General features: G+C 68.5%; 28 protein-coding genes. 14 read left to right on the top strand and 14 right to left on the bottom strand.

Features of this window, described 5'->3' with window-relative positions; all coding sequences use genetic code 11:
- Positions 1 to 122: 122 nt before the first annotated feature.
- From D0C15_RS23560 to D0C15_RS23530, 7 genes are all read left to right on the top strand, one after another.
- A complete protein-coding gene (locus D0C15_RS23560) occupies positions 123 to 1,445 on the top strand; it encodes an amino acid deaminase (protein ID WP_116049398.1) in 1,323 nt (440 codons plus the stop codon).
- A 48-nt stretch (positions 1,446 to 1,493) separates the two neighbouring features.
- Entirely contained in the window at positions 1,494 to 3,089 is a 1,596-nt protein-coding gene (locus D0C15_RS23555) for an N-acyl-D-amino-acid deacylase family protein (protein WP_116049396.1), read from the top strand.
- A 33-nt stretch (positions 3,090 to 3,122) separates the two neighbouring features.
- Entirely contained in the window at positions 3,123 to 4,541 is a 1,419-nt protein-coding gene (locus tag D0C15_RS23550; RefSeq protein WP_116049394.1) for a lactonase family protein, read from the top strand.
- Positions 4,542 to 4,766: 225 nt separating this feature from the next.
- On the top strand, positions 4,767 to 6,059 hold the full coding sequence (locus D0C15_RS23545; protein ID WP_116049392.1) for an extracellular solute-binding protein: 1,293 nt from the start codon (positions 4,767 to 4,769) through the stop codon (positions 6,057 to 6,059).
- A gap of 33 nt (positions 6,060 to 6,092) precedes the next feature.
- Positions 6,093 to 7,064 carry a carbohydrate ABC transporter permease gene (locus D0C15_RS23540; RefSeq protein WP_116049389.1) on the top strand — a complete coding sequence of 324 codons (972 nt, stop codon included), beginning with the start codon at positions 6,093 to 6,095 and terminating at the stop codon, positions 7,062 to 7,064.
- Positions 7,064 to 7,942: a carbohydrate ABC transporter permease gene (locus D0C15_RS23535; protein ID WP_116049387.1), complete on the top strand. Its 879-nt coding sequence runs from the start codon at positions 7,064 to 7,066 to the stop codon at positions 7,940 to 7,942. Before D0C15_RS23540 ends, D0C15_RS23535 begins: the two co-directional genes overlap by 1 nt.
- 10 nt (positions 7,943 to 7,952) lie before the next feature.
- Positions 7,953 to 9,443 (top strand): beta-N-acetylhexosaminidase, encoded by a 1,491-nt coding sequence (locus D0C15_RS23530; protein ID WP_116049385.1) that lies wholly within the window; start codon positions 7,953 to 7,955, stop codon positions 9,441 to 9,443.
- Positions 9,444 to 9,457: 14 nt separating this feature from the next.
- Here the strand turns inward: D0C15_RS23530 and D0C15_RS23525 are convergent, their stop codons facing one another.
- Both D0C15_RS23525 and D0C15_RS23520 read right to left on the bottom strand, forming a co-directional pair.
- Positions 9,458 to 10,135 (bottom strand): response regulator, encoded by a 678-nt coding sequence (locus D0C15_RS23525; RefSeq protein ID WP_116049382.1) that lies wholly within the window; start codon positions 10,133 to 10,135, stop codon positions 9,458 to 9,460.
- Complete coding sequence (locus D0C15_RS23520) at positions 10,132 to 11,787, bottom strand: ATP-binding protein (RefSeq protein WP_116049380.1); 1,656 nt, start codon at positions 11,785 to 11,787, stop codon at positions 10,132 to 10,134. The genes D0C15_RS23525 and D0C15_RS23520 overlap by 4 nt, the downstream gene beginning before the upstream one ends.
- A gap of 202 nt (positions 11,788 to 11,989) precedes the next feature.
- On the opposite strand from D0C15_RS23520, the gene D0C15_RS23515 reads away from it, so the two are divergent.
- Positions 11,990 to 13,309, top strand: coding sequence for a cation:dicarboxylate symporter family transporter (locus D0C15_RS23515; RefSeq protein WP_116049377.1), 1,320 nt, complete (start codon positions 11,990 to 11,992; stop codon positions 13,307 to 13,309).
- A 6-nt stretch (positions 13,310 to 13,315) separates the two neighbouring features.
- On the opposite strand, the gene D0C15_RS23510 is transcribed toward D0C15_RS23515, so the two are convergent.
- Positions 13,316 to 13,756 (bottom strand): SRPBCC family protein, encoded by a 441-nt coding sequence (locus tag D0C15_RS23510; protein WP_116049375.1) that lies wholly within the window; start codon positions 13,754 to 13,756, stop codon positions 13,316 to 13,318.
- A gap of 28 nt (positions 13,757 to 13,784) precedes the next feature.
- Positions 13,785 to 16,640, bottom strand: coding sequence for an excinuclease ABC subunit UvrA (uvrA, locus tag D0C15_RS23505; protein ID WP_116049373.1), 2,856 nt, complete (start codon positions 16,638 to 16,640; stop codon positions 13,785 to 13,787).
- A 231-nt stretch (positions 16,641 to 16,871) separates the two neighbouring features.
- Here uvrA and D0C15_RS23500 point away from each other — a divergent pair, with 231 nt between their 5' ends.
- Positions 16,872 to 17,549 (top strand): MBL fold metallo-hydrolase, encoded by a 678-nt coding sequence (locus D0C15_RS23500; RefSeq protein WP_116049370.1) that lies wholly within the window; start codon positions 16,872 to 16,874, stop codon positions 17,547 to 17,549.
- A gap of 66 nt (positions 17,550 to 17,615) precedes the next feature.
- Here D0C15_RS23500 and D0C15_RS35165 read toward each other — a convergent pair whose 3' ends face one another.
- From D0C15_RS35165 to D0C15_RS34260, 4 genes are read right to left on the bottom strand one after another with little or no spacing between them, the layout of a single operon-like run.
- Positions 17,616 to 17,780, bottom strand: a complete 165-nt coding sequence (locus D0C15_RS35165; RefSeq protein WP_245976153.1) for a hypothetical protein — start codon at positions 17,778 to 17,780, stop codon at positions 17,616 to 17,618.
- 59 nt (positions 17,781 to 17,839) lie between these two features.
- On the bottom strand, positions 17,840 to 18,037 hold the full coding sequence (locus tag D0C15_RS23490; RefSeq protein ID WP_245976152.1) for a PhdYeFM domain-containing protein: 198 nt from the start codon (positions 18,035 to 18,037) through the stop codon (positions 17,840 to 17,842).
- Entirely contained in the window at positions 18,034 to 18,378 is a 345-nt protein-coding gene (locus D0C15_RS23485) for a hypothetical protein (RefSeq protein ID WP_116049368.1), read from the bottom strand. The genes D0C15_RS23490 and D0C15_RS23485 overlap by 4 nt, the downstream gene beginning before the upstream one ends.
- A complete protein-coding gene (locus D0C15_RS34260) occupies positions 18,375 to 18,584 on the bottom strand; it encodes a hypothetical protein (protein ID WP_162830221.1) in 210 nt (69 codons plus the stop codon). The genes D0C15_RS23485 and D0C15_RS34260 overlap by 4 nt, the downstream gene beginning before the upstream one ends.
- 147 nt (positions 18,585 to 18,731) lie before the next feature.
- Here D0C15_RS34260 and D0C15_RS23480 point away from each other — a divergent pair, with 147 nt between their 5' ends.
- The 3 genes from D0C15_RS23480 to D0C15_RS23470 all read left to right on the top strand — a co-directional run bounded on the left by D0C15_RS23480 (position 18,732) and on the right by D0C15_RS23470 (position 21,451).
- Positions 18,732 to 20,144 (top strand): NsdA family TPR-like regulatory protein, encoded by a 1,413-nt coding sequence (locus D0C15_RS23480; RefSeq protein WP_245976151.1) that lies wholly within the window; start codon positions 18,732 to 18,734, stop codon positions 20,142 to 20,144.
- Between the two features lie 17 nt (positions 20,145 to 20,161).
- Positions 20,162 to 20,644 (top strand): hypothetical protein, encoded by a 483-nt coding sequence (locus D0C15_RS23475; protein WP_116049365.1) that lies wholly within the window; start codon positions 20,162 to 20,164, stop codon positions 20,642 to 20,644.
- A gap of 585 nt (positions 20,645 to 21,229) precedes the next feature.
- A complete protein-coding gene (locus D0C15_RS23470; protein ID WP_116049363.1) occupies positions 21,230 to 21,451 on the top strand; it encodes a hypothetical protein in 222 nt (73 codons plus the stop codon).
- A gap of 65 nt (positions 21,452 to 21,516) precedes the next feature.
- On the opposite strand, the gene D0C15_RS23465 is transcribed toward D0C15_RS23470, so the two are convergent.
- Together D0C15_RS23465 and D0C15_RS23460 are read right to left on the bottom strand one after the other, a co-directional pair.
- Positions 21,517 to 21,948 (bottom strand): nitroreductase family deazaflavin-dependent oxidoreductase, encoded by a 432-nt coding sequence (locus D0C15_RS23465; RefSeq protein WP_116049361.1) that lies wholly within the window; start codon positions 21,946 to 21,948, stop codon positions 21,517 to 21,519.
- Positions 21,949 to 21,983: 35 nt separating this feature from the next.
- Positions 21,984 to 22,322 (bottom strand): cupin domain-containing protein, encoded by a 339-nt coding sequence (locus D0C15_RS23460; RefSeq protein ID WP_116049359.1) that lies wholly within the window; start codon positions 22,320 to 22,322, stop codon positions 21,984 to 21,986.
- Positions 22,323 to 22,429: 107 nt separating this feature from the next.
- Here D0C15_RS23460 and D0C15_RS23455 point away from each other — a divergent pair, with 107 nt between their 5' ends.
- The gene (locus D0C15_RS23455; RefSeq protein WP_162830220.1) at positions 22,430 to 22,831 is read left to right on the top strand and encodes a toxin-antitoxin system YwqK family antitoxin; all 402 of its coding nucleotides are present in this window, start codon (positions 22,430 to 22,432) and stop codon (positions 22,829 to 22,831) included.
- A 24-nt stretch (positions 22,832 to 22,855) separates the two neighbouring features.
- On the opposite strand, the gene D0C15_RS23450 is transcribed toward D0C15_RS23455, so the two are convergent.
- From D0C15_RS23450 to D0C15_RS23440, 3 genes are all read right to left on the bottom strand, one after another.
- Entirely contained in the window at positions 22,856 to 23,320 is a 465-nt protein-coding gene (locus D0C15_RS23450; RefSeq protein ID WP_245976150.1) for an SRPBCC family protein, read from the bottom strand.
- Complete coding sequence (locus D0C15_RS23445) at positions 23,320 to 23,652, bottom strand: ArsR/SmtB family transcription factor (RefSeq protein ID WP_116049352.1); 333 nt, start codon at positions 23,650 to 23,652, stop codon at positions 23,320 to 23,322. Before D0C15_RS23445 ends, D0C15_RS23450 begins: the two co-directional genes overlap by 1 nt.
- A 77-nt stretch (positions 23,653 to 23,729) precedes the next feature.
- The gene (locus tag D0C15_RS23440) at positions 23,730 to 24,098 is read right to left on the bottom strand and encodes a MerR family transcriptional regulator (RefSeq protein WP_116049446.1); all 369 of its coding nucleotides are present in this window, start codon (positions 24,096 to 24,098) and stop codon (positions 23,730 to 23,732) included.
- Positions 24,099 to 24,245: 147 nt separating this feature from the next.
- Here D0C15_RS23440 and D0C15_RS23435 point away from each other — a divergent pair, with 147 nt between their 5' ends.
- Positions 24,246 to 25,853 carry a peptide chain release factor 3 gene (locus D0C15_RS23435; protein ID WP_116049350.1) on the top strand — a complete coding sequence of 536 codons (1,608 nt, stop codon included), beginning with the start codon at positions 24,246 to 24,248 and terminating at the stop codon, positions 25,851 to 25,853.
- A gap of 29 nt (positions 25,854 to 25,882) precedes the next feature.
- On the opposite strand, the gene D0C15_RS23430 is transcribed toward D0C15_RS23435, so the two are convergent.
- Positions 25,883 to 26,719 carry a maleylpyruvate isomerase family mycothiol-dependent enzyme gene (locus tag D0C15_RS23430; protein ID WP_116049445.1) on the bottom strand — a complete coding sequence of 279 codons (837 nt, stop codon included), beginning with the start codon at positions 26,717 to 26,719 and terminating at the stop codon, positions 25,883 to 25,885.
- Positions 26,720 to 26,764 lie beyond the last annotated feature (45 nt).

The raw sequence follows: 26,764 nt of genomic DNA, 5'->3' as shown, positions 1-26,764 counted from the left end.
TCATCGGTGTTCGGCAGCGTTGACCAGCCGCATCGGCGATGCTACACCTTTGTGATGCATTGCACGCAACAGCCGTTGCATCCCATGCAACGTGACGCCCTTCAGGATTCCGAGGAACTCCGATGAGCAACCATCCACCGAAGGCAGGCAGCCTCGACTCCACAGCTGTCGCACGCATTCGGACCGAGACGCTCGACTGGCGGTTCAAGTCGGTGCCCACCGAACTGTGCGGCAGAACGATCGAAGAGGCGACCGCCATCCGGCCCCGACTTTTCGACGACGGCTTCCTCGGCCCGTTCGTGGTCCTAGAATCAGCGGCACTCGAGCACAATCTCGCCACGATGGCGGCGTGGTGCGCCAGGCACGGGGTCGCCCTGGCGCCGCACGGGAAGACCACGATGGCCCCGCAGCTGTTCGAACGCCAACTCGAACATGGCGCGTGGGGCATCACCGCCGCCAACGCCGGTCAGCTCCGCGTCTACCGCGCGTTCGGGGTGTCGCGGATCCTGCTCGCGAACCAGCTGATCGACGCGTCGGCACTGCGCTGGCTGGCCGGCGAGCTGGACGGGGATCCGGAGTTCACCTTCGCCTGCTGGGTGGACTCGGTTCGCGGAGTCACACTGATGACCGAGGCGCTGTCCGCTGCCGGGGCGAGCAGGCCGGTCGACGTGCTACTGGAACTGGGGGCGGCCGGTGGAAGAACCGGTGTCCGTGATCGCGACAGCGCGCTCGCCGTGGCAGCCGCCGTACGCGACAGCCCCGCACTACGGCTTACCGGCGCCGGCGGTTATGAGGGTGTGCTCGCCCACGACGCCACCCCCGAATCCCTCGCCCGTATCGACTCCTATCTTGACGATCTCCGCTCACTGGTTCTCGCACTGTCCGAACAGGACCTGCTGGACCGGTCGCGCCCGACCGTCGTCACGGCGGGCGGCAGCGCCTTCTTCGACCGGGTCGCCGAGGGCATCACGACCGGATGGCCCGAGGACCTGGACGTGCTGCCCATTCTGCGCAGCGGTGCCTACCTCACTCACGACGACGGCTTCTACCGCGGAATCTCCCCGCTCGGCACGTCGCCCCGCTCAGCAGGGGAATCGTTGCGGTCGGCGTTGCGCGCGTGGGCACAGGTGACCTCCAAACCCGAGCCGCACCTCGCGCTGCTCACCCTCGGCAGGCGGGACGCGTCCTTCGATCAGGGACTGCCCGAACCGCAGTGGCACCGCGCACCGGGCCGTCTTCCCGCCCGGCTCGACGGGCATGAGGTCACCGCGCTCAACGACCAGCACGCCTTCCTCCGGCTACCGGATGAATCGCCCGTGGAAGTCGGCGACTGGATCGGGCTGGGCCTTTCCCATCCCTGCACGGTCTTCGACAAATGGCCCCTGCTGCCGGTCGTGGACCGCGACGGAGAGACGGTCGTCGACTTCGTCCGCACCTACTTCTGACCCGCCGCCGATTGCCCTGCCTCCCCGTCCCCTGTCCCGAGGAGCGACATGGATCTCGTCGTACGTGGCGCGCGGATCGCCGACGGCACCGGTCGGCCGCTCTACCCCGGAGATGTCGGCGTCTCCGATGGCCGGATCGCCGAGGTCGCGCACGCGGGAACACTCACCGGGCGCAGGACGGTCGACGCGACCGGGCTCGTACTGGCCCCCGGATTCATCGACATGCACTCTCACTCCGATCTGCAGTTGCTGGCCGCGCCGGACCACCTGGTCAAGCTCGGCCAAGGGGTGACCACCGAGGTACTCGGGCAGGACGGACTGTCGTACGCACCTGTGGACGACAGCACACTCGAGGCGCTGCGCGCACAACTGGCCGGCTGGAACGACGATCCGCCAGGCTTCGACTGGAACTGGCGCTCGGTCGGCGAGTACCTCGACCGGCTCGACCAAGGCATCGCGGTCAACGCCGCCTACCTGGTGCCCCAGGGCTCGGTGCGGATGCTGGCCGTCGGCTTCGCGGACCGTCCCGCGACCGCGGCCGAACTGGATCGCATGCGCGAACTCGTGGCCTGCGGGCTGGACGAGGGCGCCGTCGGCATGTCTGCCGGGCTCACCTACACCCCAGGGATGTACGCGGGCACCGACGAACTGGTGGCCCTGTGTGAGGTGGTCGGCGCGCGGGGCGGGTACTTCTGCCCGCACCACCGCAGTTACGGGGCGGATGCGCTGGCGGCCTTCGCCGAGATGGTGACCATCAGCCGTCGCGCGGACTGCCCGCTACATCTCGCGCACGCCACGATGAACTTCCCGGTCAACCGGGGCAGGGCACCGGAACTGCTCGACCTGCTGGACGCGGCCATCGCGGACGGTTGCGACATCTCCCTCGACACCTATCCATACCTCGCAGGCGCGACCTACCTCTCCGCCCTGCTCCCGAGCTGGGCGGCCGAGGGTGGACTGGAAGCGACACTGCGACGTCTGTCCGATCCAGACACACGCGAGCGAATCAGGGTGGCGATCGAGGAGACCGGGTCCGACGGCGCACACGGCGTGCCGGTCGACTGGGCCGGAATCGAGATCAACGCGGTGCGCCGTCCGGAGAACGCAGATCTGGTCGGGCACAGCGTCGCGGAGTCCGCACATGCCAAGGGAGTCGCCCCCGCCGCGCTGTACTTCGATGTCCTGCTCAGCGAGCGGCTCGGGACCTCCTGCCTGATGCACGTCGGCGACGAGGAGAACGTACGCACGATCATGCGCCATCCGGCGCATACCGGCGGAAGCGACGGGCTGCTTGTCGGCGCGCGTCCGCATCCGCGCGCGTGGGGCACGTTCCCCCGGTACCTCGGCCACTATGTGCGCGGCCTGGACGTGCTGGACCTGGCAGAATGCGTCGCCCATCTCACCGGCAGGGCCGCTCGGCGGCTGGGATTTGCCGACCGTGGTCTGGTGCGGCCCGGTCATGCCGCCGATCTCGTGCTGTTCGATCCGGATACAGTGGCCGATACGGCGACCTTCGCCGAGCCCCGGCGACAACCGGTGGGCATCTCGCACGTCTGGGTCAACGGTGTCACCGCGATCGACGACGGCAGGCCCACCGGAGCCCTCGCAGGACACGCACTGCGCGGAATCCGGAGTGGACGGTGAGCTCGGCGCCCGGGTGGCCGCGGCAGTCGTGGCATGCGCACCGCAACGGTGCTCGCGCGGTTCGGCTACACCCGGCCACAGCTCGCGCCGCTGACCGTCGCGGCCTCGGCCGGGTCGCTCATCGCTTCGCACGTCTGCGACGGCGTGTTCTGGATCGTCTCGCGCTACTTCGGGATCTCGGTCGCCGACACCCCGCGTACGCGGACCGTGCTCTCGCTGACCGGCTTCGGCCTCGCAACGGCACTGATGGCCTTCGTCTGGACCTCCGCGAATGCGGATACCACTGGGTACACAACGAAAGTAGGGGTCATGACCGGAATGGATCGTCGGAGATTCCTCGGGGCGGCCGGAACCGCCGGGCTGGGCACCGTTCTCACCGCACCGGCCGCGTTCGCCGCACCGCGAGCAGCGGAAACCACGGGAGGAGGCGCGACGGCGTTTCTCGGCAGCTACTCGACCTGGGGCTCACCTCCTGGGCAGGGACTGCAGGTGGCCGCCAGATCGAGAGCAGCCCTCGACGTCGTGTCCACGGTCGCCGGCGTTCCCGATGCCTCGTTCCTCGCGTTCTCCCGGGATCGGCGGCGGATGTACGTGACGAACGAACTCGTGCCGGACGGCACGGTCACCGCGGTGGACGTCTGCGATCCTCGGCGACCACGGGTGCTCGGCACCCGCTCCACCCGCGGCGCGGGTCCTACGCACCTCAGCGTGCACCCGGGCGGGCGGCACCTGCTGACCGCCAACTACACCGACGGAACCGTTGTGGTGCACCCGATCCTGCGCGACGGCACCCTTGGCGAGTCGACGGATCTGGTCCAGCACACCGGCGACGAGCGCGAGCCGCACGCGCACCAGGTGCTCACCGACCCGACCGGCCGTTGGGTACTCGCCGTCGATCTCGGCGCGGACTCGGTGTACGTGTACCACCTCGACCGCAGGGCAGGGACACTCGCACCGCACCGGCAGGTGCGCCTGCCCTCGGGTGCGGGGCCGCGGCATCTCGCGTTCCATCCCGGCGGCCGATTCGCCTACATCCTCGGGGAACTGCGGCCGGAGATCACGATCGCGGCCTGGAACCCGGGCAGCGGCGAGCTCACCCTCGGCGAGCCGGTGCCCACGGTGGACGACGATGCGCAACAGCCACAGTATCCGGCCGAGATCGCCGTGTCCGGGGACGGCCGATTCGTCTACGCGAGCAACCGGGGCGAGGACACCATCGCGACATTCGCCGCTGGGAGAACTGGTGACGCCCTGCAGCGGATCGGCAACGTCAGCACCGGCGGCGTCTGGCCCCGGCATTTCACGCTGGATCCTTCGCAACGGTGGATCTACGTGGCGAACCAGCGTTCGGGCACGGTCACCTGGCTGCCCCGCGATCCCCACACCGGTCTACCGGGCTCAGTCGCGGGCTCGGTGAGTGTCCCGTCAGCAGCGATAGTCACCTTCGCCTGAGTTGGTACGCCTGCAAGTACACCCAAGCAAGATCATCATCTCCTTTTTCTACTACCAACTGCGGTTCGGTCGGCGGTAGAAAACTGCCTTTTCGATCTTGCTTGGTGGTACTTGCAGACGCCCCTTCTTAATTGGTCTAGACCCCTTGTTTTGGGGTTTGGGGCGGTTCTACGATCTGTTGCTAATGATGAAACGTAGATTGCAAACAGTGCAACGAGGTGACGGATGAAGATCACTCGAACGATCGCGGCGTTGTTCGCCACGTGTGCGACAGTGGGCGCGGTTGCCTGCGCCCCGGCGCAATCGGGACCCGCCGGCGAGGGCGGGGACGCGCGAACCGGCACCCTCCGGGTCTGGCTCTTCGACGAGGCGAACCGCGCACCGAAGGAAGCGGTGGTGAACGAGGCGATCGCCGAGTTCGAAGCGGCACACGAGGGCGTGGACGTCGACGTCCAGTGGGTCGCGGTCGAAGGCCGCGCGGACAAGTTCTCCGGTGCCTTCAACGACCCGTCCAACGCACCGGACGTCGCCGAGTTCGGCAACACCGACGTCGCCAGCTACGTCGAGACCGGGGCGATGGCCGACCTCACCTCGGATATCGAGTCCTGGGAGCATGGCGCCGACCTGCTACCGAGCGTGCTGGAAACGACCAAAGTGGACGGAAAGGTCTACGGCCTTCCCTGGTTCACCGGAGTCCGTGCGCTCTACTACCGCACCGATGTCTTCGACGAGCTCGGCATGCGACCTCCCGCCACAATGGACGAACTGGCCGACACGGCACGGGAGATCCGGAAGCAGAAGCCGGAACTCTACGGAATCTCCGTCGGCGGGAAGTACACGTACGCGATGTTGCCGTTCCTCTGGGCCCACGGCGGCGAACTCGCCACCCAGGAGAGCGACCAGTGGCGCGCGTCCCTCAGCTCGGACGCGGCACAGCGAGGCGTCTCCGCCTACACCGAGCTGATCAGCGCCGACATCTGCCCGCCGCAGCAGTGCGCGGACATGACGGGAACGCAGAGCGTGCAGGCCTTCTCGGGAGGCAAGGCCGCGATGACCATCGGTGGCGACTTCAACCGCAAGGCCATCGAGGAGGGACTCGGCGACACCTTCGGCGTCGTTCCGCTTCCCGGCACCGACAAGGGCTCCATCGCCCCCGCGTTCGCCGGTGGCAACCTGCTCGGCGTCTTCGACGCCAGTGAACGCCGCGGCCTCGCCGTGGAGTTCACCCAGCTGCTCGGCAGCCCCGAGTATCAGTCCAAAATGTACGATGCGATGGGCAACCTGCCGACACTGTCGGGAACCCAGTCGGAGCTGGCCGGTTCGGACGAGTTCCTCACCCCGTTCATCGACACCCTGCAGGCAGGCACGAAGTTCGTCCCGGCCACCCCCGCCTGGTCCCAGATCGACGCGCAGCAGATCCTGCCGACGGCCGTCCAGCAGGTGGTGACCGGGGAGCAGGACGTGCGGATGGCGCTCTCCGGTGCGGCCGAGCAGATGAACAGCGCCTTCGGCGGGTGAGGCAGGTATGACCTCAGCCCATCCCGCGTGCCGATGACCACGCAGTCGACCCGGCCCGCCCAGCGACAGGCCCCCACGGCCGTCCCGGCCTCCGCGCGGCGTCGGCGACGCGGAGTCCGGGACGGTCGCACCGCCGCCCTGTACCTGGCCCCTGCCGGAATCCTGCTGCTTGGCCTGCTGGCCTACCCGCTCTACCAGCTCGTCCTGATCTCGTTCTACGACTACGGCCAGGCCGAGGCCGCGGGCAACGCACCTCTGGTGTTCATCGGCTTCGACAACTACGCCCAGCTGCTCAGCGCCGTTCAGTTCTGGGAGGTGCTCGCCAAGACCATCGGGTTCGCCGCGGTCTGCGTACTCGGCAGTCTCGCGGTGGGGACCTCACTGGCCGTGCTCGCCAGCAGGGTGCGGGCCGTGCCTCGGATGCTGCTCTTCCTGGCCGCTCTGGGGGCATGGGCGACCCCGGCGATGGCGGGCTCCTACATCTGGCTGTTCCTATTCGACTCCGACTTCGGGCTGGTCAACGAGGTGCTGGTCGGACTGGGCCTGAACGCAATGGCGGGTCACTCCTGGACCTTCGGCACCTACAGCGCCTTCGGCCTCGTCGCGCTGGAGGTGATCTGGTGCTCGTTCCCGTTCGTGATGGTGACGATGTACGCCGGAATTCAGGGCGTGCCCGAGGAGGTCCTGGAGGCGGCCGCGCTGGACGGGGCCTCCTGGACGCGGATCGCGACCTCGGTCGTCCTGCCGATTCTGCGGCCACTGCTGATGATCGCCACGATCCAGTCGATCATCTGGGACTTCAAGGTGTTCACCCAGATCTACGTCATGACCAACGGAGGCGGCGTCGCTGGACGCAACCTCGTCCTCAACGTCTACGCCTACCAGGAGGCGTTCGCCGGTGCGGAATATGGCCTCGGGGCCGCGATCGGCGTGGTGATGACCCTGATCCTGCTGTCGATCACGACGTTGTACGTACGTTCCCAGCGACGAAGTGTGGAGCTGTGATGGTGGCCCGGAAGACACACGCAGTACGGCGCGGGGTGCGTAAGCCAGGCAGGCTCGTCGCCGAGATCGTGGCCGTAGTGATCGCGGGTGTGGTCGCGTTCCCGCTGTACTGGATGGTGCTCTCCGCGCTCAAACCCGCGGGAGAGATCCAGTCGGCGAACCCCCGGCCGTGGACCCGCGCGCCGACGCTGGAGAACTTCGAGCGGGTACTCGGAGCGGCCGGGTTCGCCCGCTACTTCGCCAACAGCGTGCTGGTGGCCGTCGTCGTGGTGGGCCTGTCGCTACTGATGTCCTTCCTCGCCGCGGTGGCGTTGACGCGGTTCCGGTTCCGTGGCCGCGTCGTTCTGCTCATCATGCTGCTGGTGGCGCAGATGGTGCCGGTGGAGGCGCTGACGATCCCGCTGTTCTTCCTGATGCGCTCGGTCGGCGACGTCGCACCCGCGTTCGGGCTGAACGAACTGGGCTCGCTCGTGCTGGTGCATCTGGCGTTCAACCTGCCGCTGGCGATCTGGATGCTGCGCGGGTTCGTGGCCGCCGTCCCGGTGGATCTGGAGGAGGCCGCCAAGCTGGACGGCGCGAGCCGCGTCCGGTTCACCTGGCAGATCCTGTTCCCGCTGGTACTGCCCGGCCTCGTCGCGGTGAGTGTGCTGGCCTTCATCCACGCGTGGAACGACTTCCTCTTCGCCAAGACGTTCATCATCTCCAAGACCGAGAACCAGACGCTGCCGCAGGCGATCCTGGTGTTCTTCAAGCCGGAGGAGAACGACTGGGGCGCGATCATGGCAGGATCGACACTGATGACCATTCCGGTGCTGATCTTCTTCGTACTCGTGCAGCGCAAGCTCGTGTCCGGCCTCGCCGGTGCGGTGAAGGGCTGAGGGCGGGGCTATGCCGGCGTTCGAGTCGCTACTCCCCCGCCCCCTGTCGATCAGGCCAGACTCCGGCGAACTCGCCCTGTCCCTGGACTCGGCGGACACCCTGCCGGTCGAGATCGACGAGAGCCTGTCCGCCGAGGGCTACCGGCTGGAGATCACCCCGGACGGGGTACGAGCTCACGCCGCCGACACCGGTGGGGTGGAGTACGCCCGGCAGACTCTGCGGCAGCTCATCGGCCTCTCGGCGTTCCGGGCAGCGGGCGGACCGAGCACGTACGAGGTGCCCTGTGGCGTGATCGAGGACCGGCCCCGCTTCGCCTGGCGGGGGTGCCTGCTCGACGTCGCGCGGCACTTCCGGCCGAAGTACGAGGTCCTGCGTTTCCTCGACCTGCTGGCCGTGCACAAGCTGAACGTCCTGCACCTGCATCTCACCGACGATCAGGGCTGGCGCATCGAGATCCCCGGCTACCCCAGGCTCACCAGCGTCGGCGCATGGCGCACCGCGTCGATGGTGGGCAGGCACGACGGGCCCGAGCGGGACGGCAGACCGCACGGTGGCTTCTACACGGTGGACGACCTGCGCGAGATCGTCGCCTACGCGGGCCGCAGGGGAATCACCGTCGTGCCCGAGATCGACGTACCCGGCCACGTGCGGGCAGCGCTGGCCGCCTATCCCGAACTCGGTGTGCGTCCCGGGGACCAGCTGGACGTCTGGACGTCCTGGGGCGTGTGCGCGGACGTTCTCAACACCGAAGAGTCCACAGTGGACTTCTTCAGGTCGGTGTTCGACACGGTGCTGGACATCTTCCCCTCCGAGGTGATCGGCATCGGCGGGGACGAGGTGCCCACAGTGCGGTGGGAGAACGACCCCCGCAGCCGGGCGAGGGCGGAGGCGCTGGGCCTGGCGGGTCCGCACGAGCTGCACGGCTGGTTCCTCGAACGGATGGCCGCCCACCTGCACGCCCGGGGACGCAGGGCACTGGGCTGGGACGAGATCCTCGACGCGGGCGGCACTCACGCCAAGCCCGCGGTGGTCGCGTCCTGGCGCGGCGAGGAGGCCGGGGTGCGCGCGGCCCGCGCCGGGCACGACGTCGTCATGTGCCCCGAACAGTGGGTGTACCTGGATCACCGCCAGTCCGACCACCCCGGCGAGCCGATTCCGGTCGGCTACCTGCGCACGGTCACCGACGTCTACCGCTACGAACCCGTGTCCGCTGAACTGCCCGAGGCCGACAGGGGGCGGGTACTCGGGGCGCAGGCACAGGTGTGGACAGAGCATCTGGACACCCTGCGGAGGGTCGAGTATGCCGCGTTCCCCCGCCTCGCCGCGTTCGCGGAGGTGGTGTGGAGCCACGGAGAACGCGACCCCGCGGAGTTCCTGCACCGATTGCGGGAGCACCACCTGCCCCGGCTGGACGCACTCGGCGTCGAGTACCGCCCGCTCGACGGTCCGCATCCCTGGCAGACCCGGCCCGGGGTGCCTGGCCGGCCCCGGGATCTGTGACGAGCACTGAGGCGTCAGGTCACCGGGACGTAGCGCACCTCCGGCCGTCCCACCTGGCCGTAGTGCGGTCTGCGCTGCGCCAGCCCGTTGTCGGCGAGGTACTCCAGATATCTGCGGGCGGTCACCCGCGACGCGCCCACCGACTCCGCCGCTGCCGCCGCCGACAGCCCGTCCTCGGCCGCCGCGTGCAGCGCCGAGGTCACCGCGTCGAGGGTCTCCCCGCTCATCCCCTTGGGCAGCGTGCGGTGGTCGGCGGTCCGCAACTCGGCGAACACACCGTCCACATCCGCCTGCCCGGTCACCTCCCCCGGCCCCGAGACCTGATCGCGAAACCGGGCGTAGCGCTCCAGCTTCTCCCGTAGCGAGGCGAACGTGAAGGGCTTGAGCAGGTACTGCACCACGCCGGCGGAGACCGCCGCGCGCACCATCGCGAGGTCGCGGGCCGAGGTCACCGCGATCACGTCGGCGGCGACACCTGCCGCGCGCAGTGCCTGGCAGACGGCGAGCCCGTGTGTATCGGGCAGGTAGAAGTCGAGCAGGACCAGGTCCACCCTGCGCCGCTCACAGAATCGCACCGCCTCACCACCGCCGTGCACGACGCCGGCGACGGTGAACCCGGCGATCCGCTCCACGTAGAGCCGGTGCGCCTCGGCCGCCACCGGATCGTCCTCCACGACGAGCACGCTGATCATCGGTCGTCCTTCCGCCGGGCCGCCACGGGCAGCCGCACGATGAACACGGCCCCATCCTCCTGGCCGACATCGATTGTGCCGCCATAGCGCCGGACCGCCTGGCCCACGAGCGCCAGTCCGAGACCACGGCCCATCGGCCCGCCCGCGGGTTTCGTGGACCAGCCCTTACGGAACATCTCCTTCGCCGCTTCGGCGTCCACGCCAGGTCCGGTGTCGGCGACCCGGAGGAACATCTGGTCCGGCTCGGTGCGCACGGTCACCGTCACCCGTGGGCCGCTCGGTGCCCCGGCCACCCCCTGCACCGCGGCATCGAGGGCGTTGTCGATCAGGTTCCCGAGGATGGTGACCAGATCCCGCGGGTCGATCCCGGTGTCCGGTTCGCTACCACCTGCCCGGGTGTCCTGCGTGGCGGTGTCCTCGGTGAGCACGAGGTCGACACCGCGCTCGTCCGCCTCGGCGGACTTGCCCAGCAGCAGCGCGGCCAGCACCGGCTCGGACACCGAACCCATGACGCGATCGGTGAGCTGCTGTGCCGAAGCCAGTTCGGCGGTGGCGAACTCCAGCGCCCTGTCGATGCGTCCGATCTCGACCAGTGACACCACGGCGTGCAACCGGTTCGCTGCCTCGTGGGCCTGCGACCGCAGGGATTCGGCGAACCCACGCATGGTGTCCAGCTCACCGGTCAGGCTCTGCAGTTCGGTGTGGTCGCGCAAGGTGACCACTGTGCCCATGGCGCGGTCGCCGGAACGCACCGGAGCGGTGTTGACGACGAGGACACGGGTTCCGGTCACATGGATCTCGTCCGTCCTCGGCTCGGCCGAGGTGAACGCGCCGGCCAGTTCTGGGGCCAGTCCGAGTTCCGCCGCGGGGAGATCGCGTACGGGGCCGTGCAGGTCGAGCAGTTCGCGCGCGGCGTCGTTGCACAGCACCACACGCCCGTCCCTGCCGATGAGCACCAGTCCTTCCCGTACCGAGTGCAGAATCGCCGAGTAGTACTCGAACATCCCGGACAGCTCGGCAGGAGCTACCCCACGAGTCTGGCGGCGCAGGCGCGCACTGACCAGGTAGCTGCCGAACAGTCCGACGAGAAGTACCGCGCCCGCGACGATCAGCAGCGGGGGCAGCCGCTCGGCGAGTTCGGCTGAGAGCGCGCTGACGGTGATCCCGACCGCGACCAGCGCCACCACCTGGTCGCGGTCGGCGTCGAACACCGGTGCCACCGCACGGATCGACGGGCCGAGCGTGCCGGTGTAGGTCTCGGTCAGCATGCGGCCCCGCAGCGCTGCCCCGGTGTTGCCGATGAATCGCTGTCCTATCCGGTCCGGGTTCGGATGGCTGTAACGGGTTCCGTCCGGCGCCATGATCGTGATGAAGTCGACCCCGGTGTCGGCGCGCACCCGTTCAGCGAACGGCTGGAGTTCCCTGCTGGGGTCAGCGGTCGCTACGGCGGCGCGCACGCTCGGCGAGTCGGCGACGGTCGCGGCGACCGCTGTGACCTCCTGACTCGCACGGTCCTGCGTGGCCCTGTCCGCGTCGAGGTAGGCGAGCAGAACCCCGGCGCCGACCAGGACGAGTACCAGCACGGCCTGCAACACGAGCAGCTGCCGGGCGAGGCTCCACGGTCGGTTGGGCACGTCCTCATAGGACCACATCCGTGGCGGCTCAGAGCGGCCGGACGGTGCACGTTCTCGTCTACACAATGAACACAACCGTGACCCGGGTCATATCGATGCGGATAGTCACCTCGAACACACGCCACGACGGCGTCCGCAACTCGAGGAGGCAACGGTGCCCACACCGCCGACAACGCCGACACCGGCAACGGCAGGCCCGGTCCGCAAACCACGCGACCGCATGCACTACCTGTATATCGCGGTGGTCGCCGCGGTGCTGCTGGGCATCATCGTCGGATTCGCGGCCCCCGACTTCGCCGCCGAACTCAAACCGCTCGGCTCCGGTTTCGTCAGCCTCATCAAGATGATGATCAGCCCGATCATCTTCTGCACGATCGTTCTCGGCATCGGCTCGGTCGCCAAGGCGGCCAAGGTCGGCAAGGTAGGCCTGCTCGCCCTGGGCTACTTCCTTGTCATGTCGACCTTCGCGCTGACCATCGGTCTCGTCGTCGGCAACATCCTGCATCCCGGCGAGGGCCTCAACCTCGACCCCGCGGCCGCCGCCAAGGTGCAGGAGCAGGCCACCGGTTCGGAAGGCACGGTCGACTTCCTGCTCGGGATCATCCCGGAGACGCTGGTTTCGGCCTTCACCGCGGGTTCGGTGCTGCAGACGCTGCTGGTCGCGCTGCTGGCCGGGTTCGCCCTGCAGAAGCTGGGCCCGGCGGGTAAGCCGATCCTGCGCGGCATCGAGCACATCCAGCGGCTGGTCTTCCGCATCCTGGCGATGATCATGTGGGTCGCACCGGTCGGCGCGTTCGGCGCTATCGCCGCCGTCGTCGGCGAGACAGGATGGGACGCACTGCGCAGCCTCGCGGTGATCATGCTCGGCTTCTACGCCACCTGCCTGTTGTTCATCTTCGTGGTGCTCGGATCGGTGCTCTGGTTCGGTGCGCGCATCAATCTGTTCAGCCTGCTGCGCTACCTCGGCCGGGAGTTCCTGCTGATCGTCTCGACCTCGTCGTCGGAGTCCGCGCTGCCGAGGCTGATCGCGAAGATGGAGCACCTCGGGGTCAGCCGGCCGGTGGTCGGCATCACGGTCCCCACCGGGTACTCGTTCAACCTGGACGGCACCGCCATCTACCTGACGATGGCGACCCTGTTCATCGCCACCGCCCAGGGCAGCCCACTGCCGCTCGGTGAGCAGATCTCCCTGCTGGTGTTCATGATCATCGCGTCCAAGGGCGCGGCCGGGGTCAGCGGCGCGGGTATCGCGACCCTCGCCGGCGGACTGCAATCCCACCGGCCGGAACTGGTGGACGGGGTCGGGTTCATTCTCGGTATCGACCGGTTCATGTCCGAGGCACGGGCACTGACCAACTTCGCGGGCAACGCGGTGGCCACGGTGCTCATCGGCTCGTGGACGAAGGAGTTCGACAGGTCGCAGGCCCGCGAGGTGTTCGCCGGACGGGACCCGTTCAACGAGGCCACGCTGGTCGACTCGCACGAACCGAAGGACACCGAAGCGGAGCCGGAGCGGCAGAAGGAGGCCGTGCTGGCCTGACCCCGCTCAGCGGACGTGTGCCCGCAAGCCGCGCTGCCCGTGCCGCATCATCAGCGCATGGTTGGCCCGCAGGACCGGCCGGGCCAGCGGCGACAGCGCACGCAGCAGTGGCTTGCGGACACACACCACCTGCCCGATGTCGAGCCGGGTGCCTCCGGGCACCCGGCTCAGGCTGCAGCGGAGCTCACCGTCGAGGTCACCGGACAGCCGGACCCTGAGCCGTCCGGCGTCCGCGTTCTCCTCGATCCGGACCATCCGCAGCACGATCGTGTAGGGCAGGGTGGCCCGGCAGGTGAGCTCGGCGGTGTCCTCGTCGATCTCATGAACGTCGCGGACGTCCGCCCACCAGTCGGGGTAGCCGCCGAGGTCGACGAGGACACCGAACACCGTCGGCAGCGGAGCCTCGATCGACCAGACCGAACGAAATCGATAGTCGCGGGGCCCCATGGCCTGCCGGATCGGCGTACGCACCCGCTCAGCCGAGGATCGGCTTGAGGAACTGACCGGTATAGCTGGCCTGCACCTCCGCGACGTCCTCCGGAGTGCCTTCGGCGACCACAGTGCCACCGCCGGAACCGCCCTCGGGCCCCATGTCCACGATCCAGTCGGACGTCTTGATCACGTCGAGGTTGTGCTCGATCACGAGCACCGTGTTCCCCTTGTCCACCAAGCCGTTGATCACACCGAGCAGCTTACGGATGTCCTCGAAGTGCAGCCCGGTGGTCGGCTCGTCCAGTACGTAGACGGTCTTGCCCGTGGACCGCTTCTGCAACTCGCTCGCGAGCTTCACTCGCTGCGCCTCGCCACCGGAGAGGGTCGGCGCAGGCTGCCCGAGACGCACGTAGCCGAGGCCGACGTCGACGAGCGTCTGCAGATGCCGGTGAATCGCCTTGATCGGTTCGAAGAACTTGGCAGCTTCCTCGATCGGCATGTCGAGGACCTCGGCGACGGTCTTGCCCTTGTAGTGCACCTCCAGCGTCTCCCGGTTGTACCGGGCGCCCTTGCAGACCTCACAAGGGACGTAGACGTCGGGCAGGAAGTTCATCTCGATCTTGATCGTGCCGTCACCCGCGCACGCCTCGCAGCGACCGCCCTTGACGTTGAACGAGAAGCGGCCCGGCTGGTAACCGCGCACCTTCGCCTCGGTCGTGGACGCGAACAGCTTGCGTACGTGGTCCCACACTCCGGTGTAGGTGGCCGGGTTGGATCGCGGGGTGCGCCCGATCGGCGACTGGTCCACGCGGACCAGCTTGTCCACCTGGTCGAGGCCGCGGATGCGGGTGTGCCTGCCGGGCACCTGCCTGGCGCCGTTGAGCTTGTTCGCCAGCACGGTGGCCAGGATGTCGTTGACCAGAGTGGACTTTCCCGAACCGGACACTCCGGTGACGGAGACCAGGCAGCCGAGCGGGAAGGAGACGTCCAGCCCGCGCAGGTTGTGCTCGCGGGCACCGACCACGGTCAGCTGCCGCTTCTTGTCCACGGGCCTGCGGATCGCCGGCAGCGGGATGACCTCCCGCCGGGAGAGGTACGCCCCGGTGAGGGACTCCTTGTTGCGCAGCAGCTTCTGGAACGATCCGCTGTGCACGATCTTGCCGCCGTGCTCGCCCGCACCCGGCCCGATGTCGACCACCCAGTCACTGGCCCGGATCGTGTCCTCGTCGTGTTCGACCACGATCAGGGTGTTGCCCAGGTTTCGCAGCCTCGAGAGCGTCTCGATCAACCGGTGGTTGTCCCGCTGGTGCAGGCCGATCGAGGGCTCGTCCAGCACGTAGAGCACACCGACGAGACCGGAGCCGATCTGGGTGGCGAGCCGGATGCGCTGCGCCTCGCCACCGGAGAGGGTGCCCGCCGGCCGGTCGAGGGACAGGTAGTCGAGGCCGACGTCGAGCAGGAAGCGCAGCCTGGCCTGGATCTCCTTCAGGACGGCCCCGGCGATGATCGACTCTCGCTTGCCGAGAACCAGCTCGTCGAGGAACTGCGATGCCTCCGCGATCGACAGCGCGCAGACCTCGGCGATCGAGCGGTCACCGCGGGTCTCGTGCTCCAGCGTGACCGCGAGGATCTCCGGCTTGAGCCGCGTGCCCTGACAGCTCGGGCAGGGCACCTCGCGCATGTAGCCCTCGTAGCGCTCGCGCATCTGCTCGGACTCGGTCTGCTCCTGGCGGCGCTCCAGGAACGGGATGACGCCCTCGAAGTTCGCGTAGTACGAGCGCTGGCGGCCGTAGCGGTTGCGGTAGCGGACGTGCACCTGCTCGTCGACACCGTGCAACACGGCCTTCTGCACCTTCGCGGGCAGCCTGCGCCAGGGGGTGTCCATCCGGAACCCGATGGCCTCGGACAGCGACTCCAGCAGTCGCTGGAAGTACTCCGCGCTCTGCCCGCCGGACCAGGGCGCGATGGCCCCGCCCTCGAGGGTTTCCTCGTCGTCGGGGACGACCAGTTCGGGGTCGACCTCCTTACGGATGCCGATTCCCGAGCAGTCGGGGCAGGCACCGTAGGGCGAGTTGAACGAGAAGGAGCGCGGCTCCAGGTCCTCGACGGCCAGCGCGTGCCCGTTCGGGCAGGCCAGGTTCTCGGAGAAGCCCCGAACACGATGCGGATCGTTGTCCGGCAGATCGACGAAGTCCAGCTCCACCAGGCCGTCGGCGAGACGCAGCGCGGTCTCCACCGAGTCGGTGAGCCGCTGCTTCGAACTCGATTTCACCGACAGCCGGTCGATGACCACGCTGATCTGGTGCTTCTCCTGCTTCTTCAGCTTCGGCGGCTCGGTCAGCGGGTAGACGGTGCCGTCCACCACCGCACGGGAGTAACCCTGCTGCTGGAGGTTGGCGAATAGATCCACGTACTCGCCCTTGCGGCCGCGGATGACCGGCGCGAGGACCTGGAAGCGGATGCCCGCCTCCATGTCGAGTACCTGGTCAACGATCTGCTGGGGCGTCTGCTTGCTGATCCGCTCCCCGCACTTGGGGCAGTGCGCCTTGCCCGCGCGGGCGTAGAGCAGGCGCAGGTAGTCGTAGACCTCGGTGATGGTGCCCACTGTGGAGCGCGGGTTGCGCGAGGTGGACTTCTGGTCGATCGAGACCGCGGGCGAAAGGCCTTCGATGAAGTCGACGTCGGGCTTGTCCATCTGCCCGAGGAACTGCCTAGCGTACGCGGAGAGTGACTCCACGTAGCGACGCTGCCCCTCCGCGAAGATCGTGTCGAACGCCAGGCTCGACTTGCCCGAACCCGAGAGTCCGGTGAACACGATCATGCTGTCGCGGGGCAGGTCTATGTCGACGCCGCGGAGGTTGTGTTCGCGGGCGCCGCGAACTACGAGGCGATCAGCCACCCGAGGGGTCCCTTCACTGGTTCTTGGAGCGCCGACGTGTCGGCAGCCGAGATGCTAGGACCGACCACCGACAAAAACGCGAGCGCCGGATCGCGGTGGGGCCATAGGGCCTGCTCACCCAGTACATCCCAGTACATCAGCGGCACCTACGAGAGTACGTGGCACACGCGGTGGATGGCGAACGGGTGCGGCGGCTCACGCTCGCGGCGAGGCTTGGCTAGCCTGGGCGACGTGAACGTCGTAGAGGAGTACACCGGTCATGTCGAGCCCGGCGGGGACGCAGCGCGACGCACGCTTGACGCGCTGACGATCACCAAGCTGTCGGTCGGCCCGATGGACAACAACGCGTACCTGCTCACCTGCCGCACCAGCAACGAGGCACTGCTGATCGACGCCGCGGCCGATCCAGAACGGATTTCCGACCTGATCGGGCACGGTCCGGACCGGCCCGCCCTGCGGCTGGTCGTGACGACGCACCAGCACCCCGACCACTGGCAGGCGCTGGGCGCGGTCGCGGGTGCGAACGGGTCGTACACGGCGGCCCATCCCGCCGACGCGGAGCCGCTGCCGATCCCGCCGGACCACCTCGTGGAGCAGGGCGACACCCTGACCGTGGGTGACATCACCCTCGAGGTGATCCACCTGCGCGGCCACACACCCGGCTCGATCGCGCTGCTCTACCGCGACCCCAACGGGCACCCGCACCTGTTCACCGGCGACTCCCTGTTCCCCGGCGGGGTGGGCAAGACAACCAGCCCGGAGGAATTCGCCACCCTCGTCGACGACGTCGAGCAGCGGATCTTCGCCGAGCTCCCGGACGACACCTGGTTCTACCCAGGCCACGGCGACGACTCCACCCTCGGCGCCGAACGCCCCAAGATCACCGAATGGCGCGATCGCGGCTGGTAACCCGACTTCGCAGATCCCGGGCCCGAGTTGGCAGATTCGGGGCTCGAGTTTGCAGTTCCGGCGGCGTCACGGCCCCCAAACGCCGCTGGAGCACGCCCGCACACCGGCCGAGGCAGCCCCGAGCTTCGCCGGAACGGACAGTGTGAGCAGCCCATCCAGCGGCGCGAAGTCGGCGATAGCCGCACCGAGTTCCTCCGTACGCGGCGCGCGAACAGCGGCATCCTTGGCCATCGTCCCCCTGATGCAACTCGGCCAGCGTGCTCGCGGTGGGTTCCGGTACACGAGGTCGCTCAGCCACGACCTCGCACCCACACGTCGTCGGCGTCCACCCGGTCCTCGGTGCCGAAGAACTCATCAGCTTCGTGCCGCATCTGGAGCATTTCGACACGCGGCAAGCCTCGGTGGCGCTGGACCAGTTCCTCGGCGGTCAGCCGACGCCTGCGCGAAACATGCCGCAGCTCGGCCACCTCGACGCCATTTCGCGTCACGGCACCCAGATCCCACTCGGCGACCGTCCGAGTACGAGCCGAGGCGCGCCAACCGTCTCCGGTCCAGGCAATGTGAGCAGCCCATCCACCACCTCGGCCAGCCCGCCCTCGCGCTGCCACACCACGCAGCCCATGTGGTCGACGCGCAACCCAGCAGCGTCCGTCGTGTACACCACCCGCAGCGCGTCGGCGAATCCGCCGGGCCACGCGCGTACGCCACGTAACTCGGTCAGTTCGCCGTCGTCGTCGGTGACCGGCAGGAACGACCAGCCTGCCTCACGCAGGTCCACAAGGCGCTGCAACTCAGGAAACGCCGCGATCGCGCTGTTGGTCGCGGTCACCGGCTTGGCCTGCGAGTCGGAGCCCGGCAGGCACGCGGCGTCGAGGGTCGCGGCGCACCTGCCGGGGGCTTGATGGAACGGCGGAGCTGGGCGCGCAGCAGGGCCGCTGTGACACTGTCGTGCCACCAGCTCGCGGCCAGCGGGGAGAGCAGGGTGCCGGAGGCGACGGTGCCGATCAGCAACAAGGCCAGCAAGTTTGCGCTCATGGGTCGAGCGTCGCGGCGATCGCAGCGTCAGGGGACGCCAGCGAGCGGGACCGGTAGGGGCGTCGCGGGGAAACCCGGGGCAGTTCCTTGGCGACGAATGACGCGACGCGTCAGTCCGACTACAATGCGCACAGTCTGGGAGGGACTGTGCCGGAACCAAACCACCTGCTGCGCGCCGCTCGCGAGCGCCTGCCTTCGGCGTGCGTGCCTGGCGACTACGCCAGCCGCGCCGAGGTAGCCGAGGCCGTCAACGCGTGGCTGTGGGAGAACACCGGCAAACGCTATGAGCTGGACGCGCACTACCTCGCCAAGTTGGAGCGCGGTGTGGCTCGTTGGCCCGGCGCCGCCTATCGCTCCGGTCTGCGGTATGTGCTCGGCGCAGCCGACGACACTGCCCTCGGCTTCGTGCCGCCCCGGCGCGCCAAGACGGCTCCGCTACCCCCGTCCGCCGAGACACCCGGTAGTTGGCGGACCGGGGCCCTGATCCAGCGCGCCACCGCGATGACTCAGCATGACCTCATGCCGCCTACACGTCGCACCGTGCTGGCAGGGACCGCGCTCCTGGCCGGGCATACGCTCGCTGCCGAACTCCGGCCGCTGCTGTGGCCGGTGGCCGCCGACCCGATATACGGCGGCAGCGCGTTCACCCCGCCCGAGCTGGAGGCCACTGCGCAGCTTGTCGGCGAGCTACGCGTGTGGCGCTCGCGCAGTAGCGCGCTGTCCCGCGCAGCCGTGGTCGCTCAGCTCGGCGCGCACACCGAACACCTACGACACGCCCCGCAGGGCACGCCCGAGACGCTGCGCGCGTTCCGGCTCGGCGCGGAGCTAGCCGAGATCGCCGCCTCGATGGCGTGGGACGCTGCCGAGCACGCCCCCGCGCAGCGCTACTACACGCTGGCCGCCCAACTCGCGCACGCCGCCGGTGACGACAACCTCGCCGCAGTAGCGCTCGCCGCCCTAGCACGGCAGTGCTACGACCTCGGACGGCCCGCCGACGGGCTGGAAATGACCCAACTCGCCCAGTACGGCACCCGGCGCAGTGCCACCCCGCGTCTGCGGGCCGTGCTCGCCACCCGCGAGGCGTGGGCCTATGCATGCCACGGTGACGCCCGTGCCTTCCGCCGCGCCGTTGGCCTCGCCGAGGACCACCACGCGGAAGGCGTTCGTGACGCCGACGCGGGCACGCCCACCGCGCGCAGCCTGGACGACGCCGAGCTGGCCGGTGTGATCGGCGCCCGCTACCGCGACCTCGCCCGTTTCGACGCCCAGCACGCGCGCACCGCGCAGGACTACATCGGCCGCGCGCTCGCGTTGCGCCACCCCAGCCGCGCCCGCAACCGCGCCTTCGACCTAATCGGACTCGCACGCACGCATCTCATTACCCGTGAGCCGGATCGAGCCGCCGAGCTGATCGGCAAGGCGGTGCCGTTGGCCGGAAACTGGGCGTCTGGCCGCGTCGGTGTCAAGCTGCGCGACTTCCACGAAGAGGCGGCCCCGTTCGCCAGGACACCCGTCGTACGTGAGGCCCGCGAAGCCATCGCCGATCTGTTCGCAGCGTAGACAGAGAGGAACACCCGTTGCCCCGCATCGGAATCACCGGTCACTCGAACCTGACCGCCGACACCGTGCCCCTGGTTGCCGATGGCATCCGCGCGGTGCTAGCAGAGCACCCGGCGTCGGGACTGGTCGGCGTGACGTGCCTGGCGCGCGGTGCCGACCAGGTGTTCGCCCGCGTCGTGCTCGCCCTCGGCGGCGCCGTCGAGGTCGTGCTACCCGCCGCCGACTACCGCGAGCGAAAGGTCAAGCCGGGCAACGCGGCCGACTTCGACGCCCTGATCAGCACGGCCGCGATCGTGCACACCATGCCGTTCACCGAGTCCAATCGCGAGGCATACATGGCCGCCTCGGAGCACGTTCTGGGCACAGTGGACGCGATAATCGCTGTGTGGGATGGCGGCCCCTCCGGTGGGCACGGCGGCACTGCCGACGTGGTGGACGCCGCCCGCGAACGTGGCCTGCCGGTCACGGTGGTGTGGCCGGACGGTGCCGAGCGGGACTAGCCACGCCTCGGCGCAGAACCGCAGGCAGCAGCGGCGACTTGCCGCGGATCGCGAACGCACAGAGCCCTACTTGCTCGCACACTCCAACGGTTCCGGCTCCACGTCCTGCTCGCCCGCGCGTATTCGGCGAGCTGCCCGAAGCCGCAGACGCACTTGTCGCCCTACCCGGAGCCCAGGCACCCGCGCCGAACACGACGTTGTCAGCAGTCCGATCGCCATAGCGCGGAGACGGGAACTGCCCAGATGCGGTCGCGCCCAGCCCAACAGCATGACACGGAAGGAGGAAAGCAGTTCGGTCACTCTAAGTGCCGCGTTGCGCTGTAGCAGACCCGTCACAGCCACAGCCGCTAAACCACAGAACGCGGAAACGCTAACCTGCAAAACGCGCTTCCCGGAACTCGCAGATCGCGCCACACCCGACAGCGCCGAGCTGCTGACATGTAACCCGGCTTGTCAGTTCCGGGGCTTGACTTGGCAGCTCCCGGGCGTCAGTTGGTAGTTCCGGGAGGCGTCACGGCCCCCATATACCGCTCGGTGACTGCCCGCACGAGCCGAGGCGCACCAGGCATCCCCGGCGCTGCCAGGGTGAGCAGCCCGACGCCCTACGGCCACGACGTGACCGACTGGGCAGGGTTCCCCGTGCTCCGTGACATCCGCGAGCTGCGTATGGTGTCAATGGCCTGCCAGGTCGGCGCAACCGCCCTGCTCGCTATGACCAGCAGGCCGCGCGCACCGGCGGGCTTGTCTGCCGTGGGCGACACGGAGCAAGCCCGTGGGCAGGACGGCAGGCAGCTCCGTAAGAGGTAGCCCGTGGTACCCCGGAACGAGCAAATTCTTAGCCCGCCGACCTCGGAGAACGCATCCCGTCGTCGTCAGCCTGTCGGTTCGAGCAGGACGAGCGGGATCTCCCTGCTGGTCTTGGTCTGGTAGTCGGCGTAGTTCTTGTAGTCGGCGGTGATGCGTGGCCACAAGCGCTCCCGCTCGTCCGCGGTCGCGACCCTGGCCTTCATCCGCTGCCCGGGCCGGCCCTGCACAGCCACCTCGACGTCGGGGTTGTCCCTGAGGTTGAGGAACCATGCGGGATGCTGGTCGTCGCCGCCGCGGGATGCGACGACCACCAGAGCGTCGCCTTCGCGGACCGGCGAGGTCAGCATCACCGAACGGGGACGTCCGGTCTTACGGCCCGTGGTGGTCAGTTCCAACACGGGCATGTTCGCGACCTTCCACCCAGCTCGGCCACCCGTGACCTTCAGCAGACCGCGGTGGATGGCGTTCATGGTCTTCAGCGCGAAGTCACTGGGCATGTACCAAAGCTACACGCTGTCGATCATCCGGAGGCCTAGTCGCGCATCCACTCGGTGACCATCCTGTCGGCGGCGTGGATGCACACGAGTTCGAGACGGCCAGGGCCGAGGTTGCGAAAGCTGTGCGTCGTGTTGGGCCCGACCACCACGATGTCGCCAGGGCCCGCGTCGGTCTCCTTGCCGTCGGCGACGAACACCCCGTGGCCCGACCGTACGATCCACGTCTCCGCGTACGGGTGACGATGCGGATCCGGCCCCTGACCCGGCTCGTTGTCGACCAGGAAGAAGCTGATTCCGGCACCGTAGGAGGCTCCCTCGAACTGAGCGCTCCGTGGCCCCTCCGGCGGGTGAACCTTACGGATGACGTGGTGCATGGGCTGCCTCCTGGAGCACGTCAGAACTGTGTGCGCCGATGATCCCGCAGATTCCGGCTCTGTGGAGGCGGATCGCCGGTACTCTCCCGCCCGGAGGTGCAGGCCGTATGCCGACCGAGAAGAACCGGCTCGACGACCAGGGCAGGAGAACCGGGCCGTGGGAGGAGACCTTTCGCGACGGAAAGCTCTCCGGCGCCGGCGAGTACACCGAGAACGAGAAGACCGGGCCCTGGAAGTTCTACTTCCGCAACGGGCGGCTGAAGGCCTCGGGGAGTTACGCGAACGGTGAACTCACCGGGCCGTGGGAGTGGTATCGCGAGAACGGCCACCTGCTCCAGGTGGGCGCCTTTCGCAATGGCAGACAGCACGGGCCCTGGACGCGGTATCACCCGAACGGCGAGGTGTACGACGCAGGTGACTACGTCGACGGCAAGAAGGTCGGCGAGTGGCACGTGTACGACCAGGAAGGGAACCTGGTGCGCAGCAGGAAGCACAGGACGACGTCCTGACCCTCCCGAACTCGCGCAGGCCGGTCAGCGCCGAGCCCGGGAGAGGTAGGCGGTGAGGTCGTCGAAACACTCCGACCAGCCGCTGTGGTGGGAGTCGCGATCCTCCTCGGACGTCAGGCCGGCCTGACGGAAGTCCATTGTGGTCTTACCTTCCTCCTCGGTGAAGGTCACGGTTACCAGGGTTTCGTTGCCAGGCGTGCCATCGCCGGCGTCCCAGGCGAAGGTGAACACCAGCCGTTCGGGCTCGACGATCTCCCGGTACACACCCTGCGCCCAGTATTCGACGCCGTCCGCAGCCGACCGGATACACGTCCGCCATCGGCCGCCCTCGGTCACGTTGGCCGTCACAGACTCAGCCGTGAAGCCCGTCGGTCCCCACCATCGCGCCAGCTGCTCCGGGTCTGTCCACGCGCGGAACACGAGCCGGCGGGGCGCGGCGAACACGCGCTCGATCACCAGTGTCCGGTCCGGATCGACGTCGCCCATCATCAGCGCGTTCCCTCCTGGATCTCGCGCAGGTGGTCGTCCAGCCGATCGAATCCGTCTCCCCAGAAGCTGCGGTAGCTCTCCAGCCAGTCCGCCGCACCCGCCATCGGTCCCGCGTCCAGCCTGCACGGCCGCCACTGCGCGTCCCGCCCACGCGCGATGAGCCCTGCCCGCTCCAGCACCTTGAGATGCTTCGAGATCGCGGGCAGGCTCATCGTGAACGGCGCGGCCAGTTCCGTCACCGTCGCTTCCCCGCTCGCCAGCCGTGCCAGAATCGCCCGGCGCGTGGGGTCGGCCAGTGCCGCGAACGTGCTGCTGAGCTGATCAGTCGCCATTTCAGTCAACCACCTAGCTAATTAACCGTTCGGTTTAATATAGCCGAGGGCTGCCGGACGTCAAGCCAGGGACAGGGTCACTGTGGTGCCGAGGCGGCGAGCCGGGCGCGCAGGAGTTCGGCGAACTGCTCGGCATTGCTCAGCTTCGCTCGTAGTTCCGCGCAGCGCTGCTCGGCGGTCTCGGCGAACTCTCGCAGCCTGCCCGGTGAGATCTCCCCGGTTCCCGAGTCCGGGTCGAGCACAGCGAGCAACTCCCCCATCTCGTCGAGCTGGAATCCGAGCGGCTTCATCCGCTTGACCAGCCCGAGCCGGGTGACGTCGGGCTCGGTGTACAGCCGGAACCCGCCCTGGCTGCGCGCACTCGGGACCACGAGACCGACCTCCTCGTAGTACCTGATCGTGCGCAGCGAGAGACCGGTACGCTCGGCGACCTCGCCGATCTGCATGTGCTGGCCCACGCCCGTCGCTCCTTTCCCCGCCTCCACCGTGCCACAACCGTGGCCACCCCACGGCGACGGTGCCGAGCACACTACGGTGACGTGCGGGAGCGCCTCGAACAGCGGGGCCGTCGAACATCTCGAGGGAGCCGGACGATGACGCCGAGCGGTGCCACCCTATCCACGCATGACATCGTGGACGAGGCAGGCAGGCGGCGCACATTCGCGGTGATCAGCCATCCCGACGCGGGAAAGTCGACGCTCACCGAAGCGCTCGCCCTGCACGCGCAGGTACTCACCTCCGCGGGCGCGGTGCACGGCAAGGGCAACCGTCGCGGAGTGACCTCCGACTGGCTGGAGATGGAGCGCACCCGTGGCATCTCCATCACCTCGGCGACCCTGCAGTTCGCGTACGGCGACAACGTGATCAACCTGCTCGACACTCCTGGCCACGCCGACTTCTCCGAGGACACCTACCGAGTACTGGCCGCCGTCGACTCGGCCGTCATGCTCCTCGACGCGGCCAAGGGCCTCGAACCGCAGACGCTGAAGCTCTTCGACGTCTGCCGCTACCGGGGCATTCCGGTGATCACCTTCATCAACAAGTGGGACCGCCCTGGCCGGGAGGCCCTCGACCTCTGCGACGAACTCACCGAACGGATCAACCTCCAGCCGATGCCACTGACCTGGCCGGTGGGTATCGCCGGGCACTTCCGCGGCGTCCTGGACGCGCGCACGGACGAGATGGTGCGCTACGACCGCACCGCCGGAGGCGCCACCGTCGCCCCCGAACACCGGATGTCCCCCGACCGCGCCGAGGTCGAGGAGGGCGCGGACTGGACCGCGGCGAAGGAAGAGTACGAGTTGCTGGCCGCCAGTGGCGGCGAATTCGCCTACGACCGCTTCCTCGACGCCTCCGCGACTCCCGTGCTGTTCGGCTCCGCCATGCTCAACTTCGGCGTCCGGCACCTGCTCGACCTGTTGGTGGAGCTCGCCCCCCGTCCGACGCCGCGCACCGATGTGAACGGTGACACCCGGGATCTGGACAGCCCGTTCTCGGCGTTCGTGTTCAAGGTGCAGACCGGAATGGACCGCGCGCACCGAGACCAGGTGGCCTTCGCCCGCGTCTGCTCGGGCCGGTTCGAACGCGGGATGACGGTCACCAACGCGACCACGGGCCGGCCGTTCGCCACGAAGTACGTGCAGCAGGTGTTCGGCCAGGAACGCTCCACTGTGGAAGAGGCCTACCCTGGTGATGTCATCGGCCTGGTCAACGCCACGGCGTTGCGCGTCGGCGACACCCTGCACGACGGAAAGCCCGCGGTGAAGTTCCCCGGGCTGCCCAGTTTCGCGCCCGCGCACTTCGCGGTCGCCCGGCCGAAAGACCTCAGCCGCGCGAAACAGTTCCGCAAGGGCGTGGACCAGCTCGAGTCCGAAGGGGTCGTGCAGATCCTGCGTTCGGACCGTCGCGGTGACGCCACACCGGTGTTCGCCGCGGTCGGGCCCATGCAGTTCGAGGTCGCGGCACACCGCCTCGAAGCCGAGTTCGGCACCGCGGTCAGCCTCGACCGGATGCCTTACTCGATCGTGCGCAGGCTGACCGAGCCAGACCAGCGCAACCTGATCGACTCCAGCCGTCGTGGTGAAGTACTCCAGCGCGGTGACGGCGCCCTGCTCGCGCTCTTCACCGACCAGACCGCACTGGGTGTGATGCGCAGGTTGCATCCCGAACTCGCCGTCGAGCCGCTCATCGCCAGCACCTGACGATCCGCGCCCCCCACTGAGGAATGTCCTCAGTGGATGATGGACACGATCCCGAGCGCGGCGCCGGCCAGTTTCTCGTCACCGTGGACGGTCGCGCGTGCTCTCGCCTGTTCGGGTGTGATCCCACGGGTGCACAGGCGCCACGTCGTGTCGGCATCCAGCTCGACGGTGGCGGCCGGTTGTGACCCCGCACGGGTGCTGAGTGCCCAACCGCGATCGGTTCGAGCGCAGATCCACGTGCCGCCCGCGGGGCCGGGCACGACGAACTCGACGGCCGCTCCTGCCCGCGCTTCGACCTCGCGCAGAGTATGGGGCAGCGCACGCATGAAGGTGTCGAGCACGGGACCGAGGAAATCGGCCACGGTCAGCCCCTGCCGGTCGAGGGCCTCAGCGAGCTGCTGATGGTGTGTCCAGTACTCGGTGAAGTCTCTCGCGGCGTCCAGCCACACCGGTGCCGGTTCCGGCCCGGCCCAGCTGACCGGCCAGCCGAGCGTTGTCATATCCGTGTCGTTCCAGTGCTGGATCATCTGCGTCCCCGTGCTGGACAGCAGATCGATCAACAGCGGCGGGCTGATCCTGCGTGCGGCGACCACCCACTCGTCGTTGATGCGGTGGATGAACGCGGGAAACGCCTCGCCGGCGTCCGGTGCCAGTGGCTGGAACTGGTCCCGGTGAATCGACAGCCTGCCCACGTGGTCGGCCAGCACGTGCGCGGCGACATCGTGGACTGTCCAACCCGGACACGCTGTAGGCCGTCCCCAGTCCTCTGCCCGCAGCCCGCGAAGCAGCACGAGCAGCGCGTTGTGCAACTCGGGCAGGAGGGGCCGGATATCGATGGCGGGGCCCAGCCAGGTCTCGTCACGCATCGCCTCACTCTGCCGCCGCCGGGTCAGCGCGTCCAACACATTCCC

This window comes from Amycolatopsis palatopharyngis, assembly GCF_003385185.1.
Taxonomy (GTDB): domain Bacteria; phylum Actinomycetota; class Actinomycetes; order Mycobacteriales; family Pseudonocardiaceae; genus Amycolatopsis; species Amycolatopsis palatopharyngis.
Note: the sequence above shows the minus strand (reverse complement) of the source record. Positions and strands in the feature narration are given on the sequence as shown.